The sequence below is a fragment of the Micromonospora sp. NPDC093244 genome, assembly GCF_040683695.1.
Lineage (GTDB): Bacteria > Actinomycetota > Actinomycetes > Mycobacteriales > Micromonosporaceae > Micromonospora.
In genome coordinates this window covers 119,188-133,356 of the sequence record NZ_JBFBEO010000001.1, presented here as the reverse complement: position 1 = coordinate 133,356, position 14,169 = coordinate 119,188, and the positions used below count along the sequence as shown (strand labels likewise).

Annotated in this window: 11 protein-coding genes and 1 pseudogene; 2 read left to right on the top strand and 10 right to left on the bottom strand. The window is 70.7% G+C overall.

Annotated features, from left to right (window positions below; all coding sequences use genetic code 11):
• Positions 1-281 precede the first annotated feature (281 nt).
• From AB0N27_RS00660 to AB0N27_RS00615, 10 genes and pseudogenes are all read right to left on the bottom strand, one after another.
• Positions 282-1,490 (bottom strand): Gfo/Idh/MocA family oxidoreductase, encoded by a 1,209-nt coding sequence (locus AB0N27_RS00660; protein WP_364362325.1) that lies wholly within the window; start codon positions 1,488-1,490, stop codon positions 282-284.
• A gap of 21 nt (positions 1,491-1,511) precedes the next feature.
• Entirely contained in the window at positions 1,512-2,564 is a 1,053-nt protein-coding gene (locus AB0N27_RS00655; RefSeq protein ID WP_364362324.1) for a substrate-binding domain-containing protein, read from the bottom strand.
• A gap of 98 nt (positions 2,565-2,662) precedes the next feature.
• On the bottom strand, positions 2,663-3,790 hold the full coding sequence (locus tag AB0N27_RS00650) for an ABC transporter permease (protein ID WP_364362323.1): 1,128 nt from the start codon (positions 3,788-3,790) through the stop codon (positions 2,663-2,665).
• Positions 3,787-5,295, bottom strand: a complete 1,509-nt coding sequence (locus AB0N27_RS00645) for a sugar ABC transporter ATP-binding protein (protein ID WP_364365913.1) — start codon at positions 5,293-5,295, stop codon at positions 3,787-3,789. Before AB0N27_RS00645 ends, AB0N27_RS00650 begins: the two co-directional genes overlap by 4 nt.
• A gap of 139 nt (positions 5,296-5,434) precedes the next feature.
• Positions 5,435-6,613 carry an ROK family protein gene (locus AB0N27_RS00640; RefSeq protein ID WP_357985901.1) on the bottom strand — a complete coding sequence of 393 codons (1,179 nt, stop codon included), beginning with the start codon at positions 6,611-6,613 and terminating at the stop codon, positions 5,435-5,437.
• A gap of 258 nt (positions 6,614-6,871) precedes the next feature.
• Positions 6,872-7,897, bottom strand: coding sequence for a YihY/virulence factor BrkB family protein (locus AB0N27_RS00635; RefSeq protein WP_364362322.1), 1,026 nt, complete (start codon positions 7,895-7,897; stop codon positions 6,872-6,874).
• A gap of 68 nt (positions 7,898-7,965) precedes the next feature.
• Positions 7,966-8,775: an ABC transporter permease gene (locus AB0N27_RS00630; RefSeq protein WP_364362321.1), complete on the bottom strand. Its 810-nt coding sequence runs from the start codon at positions 8,773-8,775 to the stop codon at positions 7,966-7,968.
• A gap of 9 nt (positions 8,776-8,784) precedes the next feature.
• Positions 8,785-9,576, bottom strand: coding sequence for an ABC transporter permease (locus AB0N27_RS00625; RefSeq protein ID WP_364362320.1), 792 nt, complete (start codon positions 9,574-9,576; stop codon positions 8,785-8,787).
• Between the two features lie 56 nt (positions 9,577-9,632).
• A pseudogene (locus AB0N27_RS00620) lies at positions 9,633-9,806 on the bottom strand (DUF397 domain-containing protein); the annotation flags it as partial.
• 31 nt (positions 9,807-9,837) lie between these two features.
• Positions 9,838-10,770 (bottom strand): ABC transporter ATP-binding protein, encoded by a 933-nt coding sequence (locus AB0N27_RS00615; RefSeq protein ID WP_364362319.1) that lies wholly within the window; start codon positions 10,768-10,770, stop codon positions 9,838-9,840.
• Positions 10,771-10,902: 132 nt separating this feature from the next.
• Here AB0N27_RS00615 and AB0N27_RS00610 point away from each other — a divergent pair, with 132 nt between their 5' ends.
• Together AB0N27_RS00610 and AB0N27_RS00605 are read left to right on the top strand one after the other, a co-directional pair.
• Positions 10,903-13,146 (top strand): TRAP transporter fused permease subunit, encoded by a 2,244-nt coding sequence (locus AB0N27_RS00610; RefSeq protein WP_364362318.1) that lies wholly within the window; start codon positions 10,903-10,905, stop codon positions 13,144-13,146.
• Positions 13,143-14,162, top strand: a complete 1,020-nt coding sequence (locus tag AB0N27_RS00605; protein WP_364362317.1) for a TAXI family TRAP transporter solute-binding subunit — start codon at positions 13,143-13,145, stop codon at positions 14,160-14,162. Before AB0N27_RS00610 ends, AB0N27_RS00605 begins: the two co-directional genes overlap by 4 nt.
• The last annotated feature ends 7 nt before the right edge of the window (positions 14,163-14,169 follow it).

Below are 14,169 nucleotides of genomic sequence, written 5' to 3'. Positions count from 1 at the left end.
ATGCCCGGGCCGGACGTCTCAGGCCGGCGGAACCGTCGGATTCTCCGGCCCGCCGGGAATGGTGGCGGTCCTCCGATGCGGCCGGGGAATCCCGGTCCGGCCGCACCGGACGACCGTCCTGCTCGTGCGCCACCGGGCCGTACGGCCCGGCTGCACGCCCTCCGTCACCGACCTCGTCCCGACCGCGGGGCGCAAACCGCGGCCGGTCCCTCGCCGGTCGGCTCCGGAAAGCCGGTCGGGCGATGACGGCGGAAAACACCGCCATCGCGGATGATCGATGGTCAGACGGCCACCGTGGCCAGTGTCGGCTCCACCTCGGTCCACGAGGAGCCGATCTCCGCCGAACGGGTCACCGCGTCCAGCACGAGCTGGACCTGCAACGCGTCGGCGAAGGACGGGGCGGGGTCGACACCTGTGGCGACCGCCTCGATGAAGTCACGCATCTCGTGCGTGAAGGAGTGCTCGTAGCCGATGATGTGACCCGGCGGCCACCAGGCCGACATGTACGGGTGTTCACCCTCGGTCACCAGGATCCGGCTGAAGCCCTGCTCGGCACCCGGCCGGGTGGCGTCGTAGAACTCCAGCTCGTTGAGGCGTTCCAGGTCGAAGACGACACTGCCGAGCGAGCCGTTGATCTCGACACGCAGGGCGTTCTTGCGGCCCGTCGCGAAACGGCTCGCCTCGTACGTGGCAAGCGCGCCGCCGTCCAGCCGGGCCACGAAGACCGCGGCGTCGTCGACGGTCACCGGCCCGGTGGGTGCCGAGCCGCCGTCCACAGTGGCCGCCAGACCGCTCGACTCGGCCGGCAGCGGCCGCTCCTTGACGAACGTCTCGGTGACGGCGCTGACCCCGGTGATCCGCTGGCCGGTGACGAACTGGGTCAGGTCGATGATGTGCGCACCGATGTCGCCGAGCGCGCCGGAGCCCGCCCTGTCCTTCTGCAACCGCCAGACCAGCGGGAACTGCGGATCCACGATCCAGTCCTGCAGGTACGTCGCACGGACGTGTCGAATCACCCCGAGTCGTCCGTCGGCGACCAGCTGGCGCATCATCGTGACCGCGGGGACCCGGCGGTAGTTGAACCCGCACATCGACCGCACCCCGGCGGCCCGGGCTGTCTCCGCCGCGGCGGTCATCGCCCGTGCCTCGGCCACCGAGTTGGCCAACGGCTTCTCGCACAGGACGTGCTTACCGGCGGCCAACGCGGCGAGCGCGATCTCGGCGTGACTGTCGCCCGGGGTGCAGACGTCGACCACGTCGATGTCGTCCCGGTTGATCAGGTCACGCCAGTCCGTCGTGTACGCGTCCCAGCCGAGCCGGTCGGCGGCGTCAGCCACCTTTCCGGTGTCCCGGCCGCAGATCAGCGCCATTCGGGCCCGCGCCGGCAGGTCGAACACGCGGTTCACGGTGCGCCACGCCTGTGAGTGCGCGGCGCCCATGAACGCGTAACCGACCATGCCGATCCGCAGTTCTCTGTCTGTCGTGGACAAGGTGGGTCTCCCCCCGGTATGTCAGAACCCGAGCTTGTCGTAGCTGCTCGCGTTCTCCTTGGTGATCGTCTCGGAGGCCAGGGTCACTTCCTTGGGCACCTGCAGCTCCGTCAGGTCGCCCAGGCCCCGGCCCTGCGCGATGAGCCGCGCGAGCGAGACCGCCGAGGAGGCCATCGACGGGTTGTAGGTGACGGTCGCCTTGAGCACCGTGTTGTCGGCCTTGATCGCGTCGATCGCGAGCTTGGAGCCCGCGCCGCCGACCATGAAGAACTCCGACCGGTTGGCCTGCTTGATGGCGGCGAGCACGCCGATGCCCTGGTCGTCGTCGTGGTTCCAGATCGCGTCGATCTTCGGCAGCGCCTGGAGCAGCTGGGCCGCCTCGCGCTGGCCGCTGTCGGAGGTGAACTCCGCCGAGCGCCTGTTGCCCACCTTGAACCCGTACGTCGCCAGGGCCGCCGCGAAGCCGGCGCTGCGCTCGACGGTCAGCGGGATCTCCAGGCCGGCGATCTCACCGATCACCGGGTTGGCGACGCCCTTGTCCTTGAGCTGCTTGCCGATGAAGTGCCCGGCCGAGACGCCCATGCCGTAGTTGTCGCCCTTGATGACCAGCCGCGAGGCAAGCGCGTCGGGGAAGGCCCGGTCGAGGTTCACGATCGGGATGCCCGCCTGCATGGCCTGGAGGGCAACGGCGTTGACCTCCTTGCCGTCGTGCGGGAGCACGACGATGATGTCCGGCTTCTGGGCGATGAGCGTGCCGAGCGTGGAGCGCTGGGCCTCGGAGTTCGACCCGCCGTCGACCTCCTTGAACTCCACGTCGGAGTACGCGGCGGCCTGGGCCTTGGCGTTGGCGTGGATCGCACCCATCCAGCCGTGGTCGGCGGCCGGGGCGGAGAAGCCGATGACGACCTTCTTGCCCGGGGCGTTGTTGCCTTCGCTGTTTCCGGCGGCCTTGGTCTGGGTGCTGGCGGCCGGGGTCTCGTTGCTGGTGCAGGCGGTCAGCAGGGTGGCGGCGCCGACTGCGGCTCCACCGAAGAGCAACCGGCGGCGCGACACGTCGCGACTGTGCTGGGTCATGAAAGACCTCCTGGGAGCGGGTTTTCTGAGGGTGAGGGTGTGCGGAGCCCGGCCACTGTCGAAGATCTCGACGTCGCCAGGGAGAACGGTGCGGTGCGTCAGGTTGCGGTGGTGACCCTGTTCCGCGCGAGGAGCCGAGTGACTGACTTGAACTGGAACTGCTGGACCAGGACGGCGGCGACGATGATGCCGCCCTTGACCATGTTCTGCGCCTCGATGGAGAGGCCGTTGATGGCGAAGAGGTTCGTGATCGTGGCGAAGATGATGACGCCGAGCAGCGAGCCGACGATCGTGCCCCGACCACCGCTGAGCAGCGTCCCGCCGATGATCGCGGCGGCGATCGCGTCCAACTCGTAGAGGTTGGCCATCGCCGCCTGCGCCGAGGTGGCCTGCGAGGTGAGCATGATGGCGGCGATGCCGCAGCAGAGACCCGAGAGCGCGTACAGCAGCATGGTGTGCCGGCGGACGTTGATGCCGGCCAGCCGCGCGGCCTCCGGGTTGCCGCCGACGGCGATGGTCCGCCGGCCGAACGTCGTGCGGTTGAGCAGGACCCAGCCGGCCAGCACCACCGCGCCGAGGATGTAGACGAGGATCGGAATCCCGATCACCTTGCGGGCGGCGATGTCGTTGATGAAGGTGCTGCTGGACACCTGGGTCTGCTTGTTGGAGATCGACGCCGCGAGGCCGCGGGCGGCCACCAGCATCGCGAGCGTCGCGATGAACGGCACCAACCGGCCGTACGAGATGAGCACGCCGTTGACCAGGCCGACGCAGATGCCGACGACGAGCGCCGTGAAGATCATGCCGCCGGCGCCGTAGCTCTGCGTGGCCACCGTGGTGCACCAGACGCCGGCCAGCGCGACGATCGCCCCGACCGACAGGTCGATGCCACCGCCGATGATCACGAAGGTCATGCCGACCGTGACCACGCCGACGACGGAGGCGAGTTGCAGGATGGCCAGGACGTTGTTCCACACCCAGGTCGGGTCGCCGTAGAGGTCCGGTTTGGTGACCGCGCCGACCACGATGAGCGCGGCCAGCACACCGATCAGACCGAGGTTGCGCTTGGCGCCGTCGCCGCCGTCCCCCCGCCACCAGGAGAGCCGGCCCGTGCCCGCCGCCTTGTCACTGGCCACCGCCGTCTCCGCCGGGTCCACAGGCGGCGACTGCGCCGGAAGCTGCGGGCGCTCCGGTGTCGCGGTGGGAGTGGGAGTCGCGTCGCTCATGCCGGTGCGCCTTCCATCAGGGACCCCGCCATCACGAGGTCGAGCACGGTGTTCTCGTCGAGTTCGCCGGCCGCGGCCTCGCGGACGACCCGTCCTTCCCGCATCACCAGCACCCGGTCGGCCAGGCCCAGCACCTCGGGGACCTCGCTGGAGACCAGCAGCACCCCGACGCCCTGGGCGGCAAGCGAGCGGATGACCTGGTACAGCTCAGCCCGGGCTCCCACGTCCACACCCCGGGTGGGCTCGTCGAGCAGCAGCAACTTGGTGCCGCCGAGCAGCCACCGCCCGACCACCACCTTCTGCTGGTTGCCGCCGGAGAGGGTGCGCACCGGCCGGTCGACGTCCCGGGGCCGCAGCTCCAGGCTCTCGGCGATCCGGTCCGCCTCGGCGCGTTCCTTGGCGGCGTCGGTGAAGCCGAGCCGCGCGTATCGGCCGAAGGTGGCAAGCGTGACGTTGCGGTAGATCGGCTCGCCGAGCAGCAACGCCTGACTCTTGCGTTCCTCAGGGGCCATTCCCATGCCGGCCCGCACCGCGGCGCCGACGCCGGGACGCAGCACCCGCCCCTCCATCCGCACCGAGCCGGCCTCCGGGAGGCGGGCACCGTAGATGGTCTCCAGCAGCTCGGACCGGCCGGAGCCGACCAGGCCGGCGATGCCGACGATCTCCCCGGCGCGCACGTTGAGCGACACGTCGGCGAACTCGCCGGCGCGGGTCAACCCCCGCACCTCGAGCAGATCGGCACCGGCACCGTCGTCGGTGGGGCGGTCCGGGAAGACGTACTCGATGGTCCGGCCGGTCATCCGGCTGACCAGGTCGCGGGTCGGGGTGTCGCGCGCCGGCAGGTTCGCCGCGGTGGTCCGGCCGTCCTTGAGTACGGTGACCCGGTCGCCGATCTCGCGGATCTCCTCCAGCCGGTGGGAGATGTAGATGACGGCGATGCCCTGCGCGGTCAGCTCCCGGATGATCCGGAACAGGTTGCCCACCTCGTCGTGCGCCAGCACCGCGCTCGGCTCGTCCATGATGATCAGTCGGGCCTCGTGCGACAGCGCCCGGGCCATGCTGACGATCTGCTTGCCGGCGGCCGGCAGCGACCGGACCATCCGTCCGGGCGGGATCTCGCCGTGGCCGAGACGGGCCAGGATCTGCCGCGTCTGTCGGGCCATCCGACCCCGCCTGACGAACCCGAACCTGCGGTGCTCGTGACCGAGGAAGGCGTTCTCCGCCACCGAGAGGTCCTCGACCAGGTCGAGCTCCTGGTAGATGGTGGCGATACCGGCCTTCATGGCGGCCTGCGGGTTGGTGAAGGTGACCGGCTCGCCGCGCCACTCCACCTGCCCGGAATCCGGCTGGTGCACGCCGGACAGCACCTTGATCAGGGTGGACTTGCCGGCGCCGTTCTGACCCAGCAGGCAGTGCACCTCGCCGGCGCGCACCTCGAGCTGCACACCGTCCAGGGCGCGTACGCCGGGGAAGGTCTTGACCAGGTCGGTGAGGCGCAGGACCACCTCGCCCGCGACGGTGTCGGGGGGAGCTTCGACAAGCGGCGCCTCGACGCCGGCCTCGGCCGACTCGGTGGCGGCGGTCTCCTCGGGCAGGGCCACTGTCTCCTCCTCGCTCAGGAATGTCTGTGTGTCGGTGGCAGCATCAGGAGGCCTCCCCGAAGGCGACGTCACTGGCGAGCACTGCCGCGCCGGCGACCCCTGCCCGACCGCCCAACTCGGACAGCACGACTGGCAGGTTGCCTGTGGCAAGTGGCAGCGACCGGCGGTAGACCACGCTGCGGATCTCGGCGAGCAGGATGTGCCCGAGCTGGGCCAGCCCTCCGCCGATCACGATCATCGACGGGTTGGTGAAGCTGACCAGGCCGGCGAGGACACCGCCGACCCGTCGTCCGCCGTCGCGGATGAGCTGGATGCATGTCACGTCGCCCTCGACGGCGCCCTCGGCGACGTCCAGGGCGGTGACCGCGCCACGCTGGGTCAGCCGCTCGGCCAGCGCCGGCGACGCGCCGCTGCGCGCGGCGGCGGTGGCGTCCTTGGCCAGCGCCGCGCCGCTGAACAGCGCCTCCAGGCAGCCGATGTTGCCGCAGGAGCACATCGGGCCGTGCGAGTCGACCTGGATGTGGCCGATGTCCCCGGCGCAGCCGTCGGTGCCCCGGTAGACCTCGCCGGTGAGGTAGATGCCGCAGCCGATGCCGGTGCCGATCTTCACGAAGAGGAAGTCGTCCACCGAGTGGGCGACGCCGCCGTGGCGTTCACCGATCGCCATGATGTTGACGTCGTTGTCGACCACCGCCGGGCAGCCGTGCTCCCGGCTGAGCAGTTCGCGCACCGGGAACCGGTCCCAGCCCGGCATGATCGGCGGCGAGACCGGGACGCCGTCGCGGAAGCTGACCGGCCCGGGTACGCCGATGCCCACCGCGTCCAACCGCTCGTACGCTCCGTCGACCCGGGCCTTGTGCAGCAACTCGTTCACCCGTTGCAGGGTGACCTTCGGGCCGTTGCGGATGTCGGCGGGCTCGGCGTAGTGCGCTACCGGTTCGAGGCGGCCGTTCACCACCTCGACGTCCATCGAGCTGGCGCCCAGGTCTACGGCGGCGAAGCGCAGGTTCGGGTTCAGTTCGACGAGTGTGGAGCGGCGTCCGCCCCGGCTGGCGGCGAGGCCGGCCTCGGCGACGTACCCCAGCGCGACGAGGCGGTCCAGCTCGGCCAGCAGCCGGGGCCGCGGCATCTGGAGTCGGTCGCCCAGTTCGGCCCGGGACACGGCCCCTTCGTCGCGGAGCAGCCGCAACAGGCGGACGTGCAGGGGGTCGACGGTCCGCACCGGGACTCACCTCATCATCGAACTCGTTCACATCGACGTCATGCAGATGTGTTGTGTCCGACACAGTAGGAGCGTTCCGCACCGCCTGTCCAGAGCTTCAACCGTTCTGTTCCCAACTTTTGTCCGAAAGAACAAAAGCTACTAGTCGATCTAGGAAAGGATCACGGGGCGCCCGCGCCCGCTCGCGTGCAGTTCCATCGACGGACACGAAAACGCCCCCGCCAGCGGTTCTCCGGTGGCGGGGGCGCTCCGTGCCTGTCAGTGACTGCCTGCGGCGTTGCGCTTCTTGCGGAGCTTGCGGTCGTCGCGCAGCTCGACGTACGGCTCGTCGTCGACCGAGTGGCCGGCCGAGATGGCCCGGCTGCGCTCCAGCTCCGCGTCGAACTCGGCGCCCAGCAGAATCGCGATGTTGCTCAACCAGAGCCAGATCAAGAAGATGATCACGCCGGCCAGCGCCCCGTACGTCTTGTTGTACGAGCCGAAGTTGCTCACGTAGAAGGCGAACAGAGCGGAGATCACCAGCCAGATCACCACGGCCAGCACACCGCCCGGGCTGACCCAGCGGAACCCGCCGTGCCGGGCGTTCGGCGAGGCCCAGTAGAGGATGGCGAACATCAGGCTGACCAGGATCAGCAGCACCGGCCACTTCGCGATGTCCCACACCGTGACTGCCGTCGAGCCGAGGCCGACCACATCCCCCACGGCCTCGGCGAGACGGCCGGTGAAGACCACGATCACCGCGCTGACCAGCAACAGCACCCCGATCACCGCGGTCACGCCCAGCCGGATCGGCAGCGTCTTCCAGATCGGCCGGCCCTCCGGCACGTCGTAGATGGTGTTCGAGGCACGCATGAACGCGCCGATGTAGCCGGAGGCGGACCAGAACGCGGCCACCACACCGATGATCGCCGCGATGCTGGCCAGGCCGCCGTTGTCCTGTGCCGTGCCGATCGCGTCGTTGATGATCTTCTGGATGCTGTCGTTGGGCACCGCCTGGTTGACGGTGTCCCGGACGCCGTTCGTGGCGCTCTCGCCCAGCAGACCCAGGATGGAGATCAGCACCAGCACGCCAGGGAAGATCGACAGCACGCCGTAGTAGGTGAGCGCCGCCGCCCAGTCGGTCAGGCTGTCGTCCTGGAACTCGGTGACGGTGCGGCGCAGCGCCGCCCTCCACCCGCTGCCGGGCAGGTCGGTCGGGCTGTCCGGACCCGCGTCGGGCCCGACCGGCGCGCTCGCGTCGGCGCGGTCACGCTCCCGGTGGGCGGAAGACTCGTCCGAGGCCATCGCCCCTCCTCGTCATCGGTGGTGGTGTGTCACCTCCGACATGCCCCACCAGCGGCGGCGCGTAACCCCTACGGGTAGAGCAACCTGCCCATCCTCCGGGACGCGACAAGCAGGCCGACCGCCATCATCGCCACCAGGTAGAGAACGTCGAGCAGCCACGCCCACCCTCCGACACCGAGGGTGACGCCACGGATCAGGTGCACCGCCCGGTACAGCGGGGTGACCTCGACCAGCCAGTGCAGAAGCGTCGGGTACGCCTGTGCCGGCACGAACGTGCCGGAGAAGAGGAACAGGGTGAACTGGGCCGACCCCAGCAGGTCGAAATCCTGCCAGCTGCGCATCAGGGTGGCCACCGCCATGCCGAGCGCGCCGAACGCGAACCCGACGAGCACCGCCGCCGGCAGGGCCGTCAACGCCCGGGTCACGGTGGTCAGGTCGAACGCGACCATCACCGCCAGGAACGCCGCCGAGTAGGCGCTGCCCCGCAGCATCGCCCACCCCAACTCGCCGAGCGCGATCTCGAACGGCCGTACCGGGGTGGCGATCACCCCGTCGTACAGCTTCATGTACTTCATCTTGCCGAAGAAGTTGAACGTGGTCTCCGCGAGCGCCCCGGTCATCGCCGACGAGGCGAGCATCGCCGGAGCCACGAACTCCGGGTACGACACGAGGCGGCCGTCGGGCAGCGGCAGGTCACCGACCAGCGCCCCGACACCCACCCCGATGGAGAGCAGGTAGAGCAGCGGCTCCACGAAGCCGGAGAGCAGCAGCAGCCAGTAGACCGACTTCAGCGCCGCGACGTTTCGTTCGACCACCGACACCGACCGCCGGGACGCGGCGGAGACGTCGACCAGCCGGGGCAGGACCAACGTGAGCACGAACCCTCCCTAGACGACGAGCCGGCGACGGAACGCACGCAGCGCCAGCAGCCACCCGGCGACCGCCCAGGCGGACAGGTAGAGCAGGTGCCCGACGATCGACCACTGCGGTGCGACGCCGAGCGTGGCAGCACGGCACAGGTCGACGGCGTGCCACAGCGGCGTCGCGTACGCCAGCCAGCGCAACGCCTCGGGCAGCGACTCGACCGGGAAGAACACACCGGCGAACAGCGTCATCGGGATGACCGCGAACCGGAACAGCATCGCCAGCCAACTGTCGCTGGACACCGCCGCCGCGTACGCGAAGGCGGGCGCGGCCACGGCCAACCCGAGCAGCGCCACCACCGGGAGGGTGGCCACCGCCCACGGCGAGGGCAACGCCCCGAACAGGGCGGTGACAAGCAGGAACGCCGCGATCGTGGTGAGCACCCGGAACAACACGAAGGCCAGGTGCCCGGCCAGGATGTCACCGACCCGCAGCGGCGACGCGCTCTGCGCGAAGTAGGTCTTGACCCACCGGAAGTTGCTGAACACCGGCCAGGTCGAGTCGCCCACGGTCACCTGGAGCGCGGTCGAGGCGATCAGCCCAGGGACCAGCCAGTCCAGATATCGCACCCCGCCGACGCCCTGGTCGATGTACGCGCCGACGCCGAGCCCGAAACCGAGCACCGTCAACACCGGCAGCAGGAACGAGGAGAACACCCCCGCCCGCCAGGTGCGCCGCAGACCGACCAGGTAGTGCTCGAACACCGCGTACGCCGGCACCCAGGGAACACGTGCCCGGATCGCCGCACCCACCATGACCACCCCCGTCCCCGACCTTCCTACCCCCGGGGTACGACAGGCCGCCGGCCACCCTACGACGACCCTGTCGACGCGTCGCCCGGGTTTCGGCGGGGGCGCGCACCGTGCAAACGCCACATCGGCGATGTGCCGGCATCCCACCGCCTGGACACGCCCACATCGGCGATCTGGAGTGGATCAACGACCAGCACCGGGCCGGCCGGATCCTTCGAGTCACGAACGGCGACGCCGCCCGGAAGACAGAGCCCGGTGAACCGGTCAGTCGACGAGGGTGCGGCCGGTCAGGTGCAGGAAGACGTCCTCCAGGCCGCTGCGCCGCACCAGCACGTTAGCGGGGTTGAGCCCCAACGCGGAGACCTCGGCGACCGCCGCGTCGCCGTCGGGCACGTAGAGCAGCACCCGGTCGGGCAGCACCTCCACCCGCTCCCCCAGCCCGGCGAGCTTGCCGGCGAACGGCTCCTGCGACTCGGCGGCGAAGCGCAGCTCGACCACCTCGCGGGTGGAGTGCCGCTCGATCAACGCCCGGGGTGAGCCCTCGGCCGCGATCCGCCCGCCGTCCATCACCACCAGCCGGTCGCAGAGCTGCTCGGCCTCGTCCATGTAGTGCGTGGTGAGCACAAGCGTGACGCCCTGCTGCTTGAGCCGGAACAGCCGTTCCCACACCAGGTGCCTCGCCTGCGGATCCAGGCCTGTGGTCGGCTCGTCGAGCAGCACGATCTCCGGATCGTTGACCAGCGCCCGGGCGATTGTCAGGCGGCGCTTCATTCCGCCGGAGAGCGGCTCGACCCTGCTGTCGGCGCGTTCGCTGAGCTGGACGAAGTCGAGCAGCTCGTCGGCGCGCTCCCGGGCCGCGCGGCGCGAGATGCCGAAGTAGCGGGCGTACACCGTCAGGTTTTCCCGGACGGTCAGCTCCGGGTCGAGATTGTCCAACTGTGGGCACACGCCGAGCCGGGCGCGGATCGCCGGCCCGTCAGCCACCGGATCCATGCCCAGGATGCGCAGCTCACCACCGCTCGGCGGGGAGATGCAGCCGACCATCCGCATGGTGGAGGACTTGCCGGCGCCGTTGGGCCCGAGGAAACCGAAGGCCTCACCGGCGTGCACCTCGACGTCGATGCCGTCCACGGCCGTGAAGTCGCCGAACCGCTTCACCAGCCCCCGCGCCTGAATCAGTGGTCGCCCCGAAGTCACCGCCCGACCCTAACCGCCGGGTCCGACACCCCTTTACGCGAATACGCGGGTACGACGCCGGGCCGCGAGGCGCGGCGCCGAAACACCGATCACTGCCCCACCGGTCGACCGATCGACGTGTATCGTCCCTCTGTGCCGCCCATCAGCTCGCCCGATGGCCCGTCTTCACCTGCCCGACCAGCCAACTCTCCCAGCGGCGACCCCGACGCGGGCGCCGACGGCGCACCACCCCGACCCCGCGCGACACCCGAGCCGCTCGGGGCCGACCCGAGCGAACGCCGCGACGACGACCACCGCTCGGCTGCCGAGCGGGCGACGCAGGACCTGGCCGCCCAGTTCGAGGACGAGAAGCCGGGCCGCGTGCTGTCCGGCCCGGCGGGGCTGCTCCTCACGGCGGCGACGCTGGCCGTCGGGGCCCTCGCCCTCTGGCAGGTGTTCCGCCCGCTGTCGCAGGGCAGCAAGTATTACCTGATCATCTTCCTGGCCGGCGTACTCCCGCTTGTCTTCCTCGCCTACCCGGCCGACCTGCGGCTGCCCGCCCGCCTGCGCGCCCGACGGTCCGATGGGGACCGCTCCGACGCGCTGCCGGCGTCGACGCGACCCACCGTGCCGGACTGGGTCCTGGTCGCCCTCGCGGTGGCCGCCTGCCTCTACCCCGTCCTGCCGATCTCCCTGGGCGACGGCGGCGGGGGCTACAACGCCTTCCTCGACCGGCAGGGCCTGCTGGCGCCGACGGATCTGGTGTTCGGCACCGTCCTGCTGCTCCTGCTGCTCGAAGCGTGCCGGCGCACCACCGGCTGGATCCTGCCGGCGGTCTGCCTGCTGTTCCTCGGGTACGGCTACTACGGTGGCCTGCTGCCGCAGTCCTGGCCGGTCGCCCACGCCGGGCTCGACTTCAGTCAACTTGTCGACGCGTTCTACAACTCCGACAGCGGCTTCTACGGCACCCCGCTGGACGTGGCCGCCTCGTACATCGTGCTTTTCACCATCTACGGCGCGGTGCTGGAGCTGTCCGGGGCCGGTCGGTTCTTCGTCGAGCTGTCGGCCGCCGCGTTCCGCCGCTCGCGTACCGCCGCCGGTCGCACGGCTGTCGCCTCCGGCTTCCTGCTCGGCACCGTCTCCGGCTCAGGCGCGGCGACGACCGTGAGCATCGGCGCGGTCACCTGGCCGCTGCTGCGCCGCGCCGGCTACCCCCCGGAGCGCGCCGGAGGCATGCTCGCCGCCGCCGGGGTCGGCGCGATCCTCTCGCCGCCCACCCTGGGCGCGGCGGCGTTCATCATCGCCGAGTACCTGAACGTCTCCTACCTCCAGGTGCTGGGCTGGGCCACCGTGCCGACGGTTCTCTACTACCTCGGGATCCTGCTCTCCGTGGAGATCGACGCACGCCGCTCGGGCGTACGGCCCGTGATGATCGACGTCCGGTCGCCGTGGCGCATGGTGGCCCGGTTCGGCTACCACTTCGCCTCGCTGATCGCCATCGTCGTGTTCCTCGCCGTGGGCATGTCCGCGACGAGGGCTGTCGTCTTCGCCACACTCCTGGCCGCCGCGCTGTCCTTCCTGGACCGTACCCACCGGCTCACCCCGGCCCGGCTGGTGACCGCGCTCGTCACAGGCGTACGCGGGGTGCTCGCGGTCACCGCCGTCTGCGCCGCCGCCGGCATCATCACGGCCACCACCACGAAGACCGGCCTCGGGCCGCAGGCGGCGGCGCTGCTGGTCGGCGGGGCGAAGGCCGCCACCTCGGACCCGACCCTGGTGCTGGTGCTCACCGCGTTGCTCGCGGCCGTCGCCCTCAGCCTGCTGGGCCTGGCCGTGCCGGTCACCGCCTCGTTCGTGATCGGCTGGGTGATCGTCGGCCCGGCCCTTCTCGACCTCGGGGTGACCGCTCCCGCCGTGGCGATGTTCGTCTTCTACTTCGCGGTGCTGTCCGAGGTGTCCCCACCGACCGCGCTCGCCTCGGTGGCCGCCGCCGCCGTCACCGGCGGCCGGCTGGTGCCGACCATGTGGCAGACCCTGCGGTACGCGCTGCCGGCGTACCTCACCCCGATCGCCTTCGTCATCACCCCGGCCGGACTGGGACTGCTCGGCATCGGCGGCGTCCAACGGATCGCCGTCGCCGCCGTGGTGACCGCCCTCAGCGTCGCCGTGCTCGCCGTCGCCGCCGGCGGTTGGCTGCCCGGTGTCGGTCCCGCCGGCCCACCGGAGCGCGTGCTCGGCGTCCTCGCCGGCGTCACCCTGCTCTGGCTCGAACCCGTCCCCGTCACGGTAGGCGTCGCGCTGGCCGCCGTCGCGGCGGCGGGTGTCGTCGCCCGACGCGCTTCCGCCCGCCGGCCGCCAGCCGGATCACCAGCAAGTCCCGTGGAGGAGAAACTGTGAGACGAATCGACGTACGGCTCGCTGCCGGCCTGAGCGTGCTCGCCCTCGCCACGACCGGCGTCGCCGGCTGTGGAGGCCAGCAGGGCGGCGCGGCCAAGGACGACGCGTCAAGCGAGGTCACCTGCGAGGTGGGCCAGCCGACCCGGGTCGGCATCGCCACCGGCAACGCGACAGGCGTCTACTACCCGATCGGCAACGCCCTGGCCGGGCAGTTGTCCGGGGCGACCGGCGGCAAGCTCACCGGCACGGCCGCCGAGACCGGGGCCTCCGTGCAGAACGTCGAACAGCTCGTCGGCGGCCAGTACGATGTGGCGTTCTCGCTGTTCGACACGGCTGTCAACGCGGTCGAGGGCAAGGACAACTTCACCGCGCCACAGCCGGTCGAGGCGCTGGCGCGCATCTACGACAACTACACGCAGGTGGTGGTCCGCAAGGATTCCGGGATCACCTCGGTCGCCGGGATGCGCGGCAAGCGGATCTCCACCGGCTCCCCGAAGTCCGGCACCGAGGTGATCGCCAACCGGCTGCTGGAGGCCGCCGGTCTCAACCCCGCCAAGGACGTACGGGCGCAGCGGCTCGACCTGACCAAGACGGTCGAGGGCATCAAGGACGGCAGTGTCGACGGGTTCTTCTGGTCCGGGGGCCTGCCCACCGGCGGCCTGACCGACCTGTTCACCACCGCCGGTGACACCGTGACGTTCGTCGACCTCGCATCCCTGCTGCCGAAGATGGCCGCGCTGAGCCCCGGCTACCAGTCCGGCACGATCGGGCGGGACGTGTACCGGACGGCGACCGACACCCCCACCATCGTCGTGCCGAACGTGCTGCTGGTCCGCAGGGACCTGGACGCCAACGTCGCCTGCGCGATCACCCGGACGCTGTTCGAGAAGCGCGACGTCCTGGCCCAGGCCAACCCGGCCGCCAAGGGGATCTCGCTGGAAAGGGCCCGCAGGACCCTCCCGGTGCCGCTGCACCGGGGTGCCGACAAGGCGTTGAGGGATCTGGGCGCGAACTGACGGCCGG

Coding starts and splice junctions, on each gene's coding strand:
- AB0N27_RS00650 (WP_364362323.1), bottom strand. CDS start 3,790: ATGAGCGACGCGACTCCCACTCCCACCGCGACACCGGAGCGCCCGCAG.
- AB0N27_RS00655 (WP_364362324.1), bottom strand. CDS start 2,564: ATGACCCAGCACAGTCGCGACGTGTCGCGCCGCCGGTTGCTCTTCGGT.
- AB0N27_RS00635 (WP_364362322.1), bottom strand. CDS start 7,897: ATGGCCTCGGACGAGTCTTCCGCCCACCGGGAGCGTGACCGCGCCGAC.
- AB0N27_RS00625 (WP_364362320.1), bottom strand. CDS start 9,576: ATGGTGGGTGCGGCGATCCGGGCACGTGTTCCCTGGGTGCCGGCGTAC.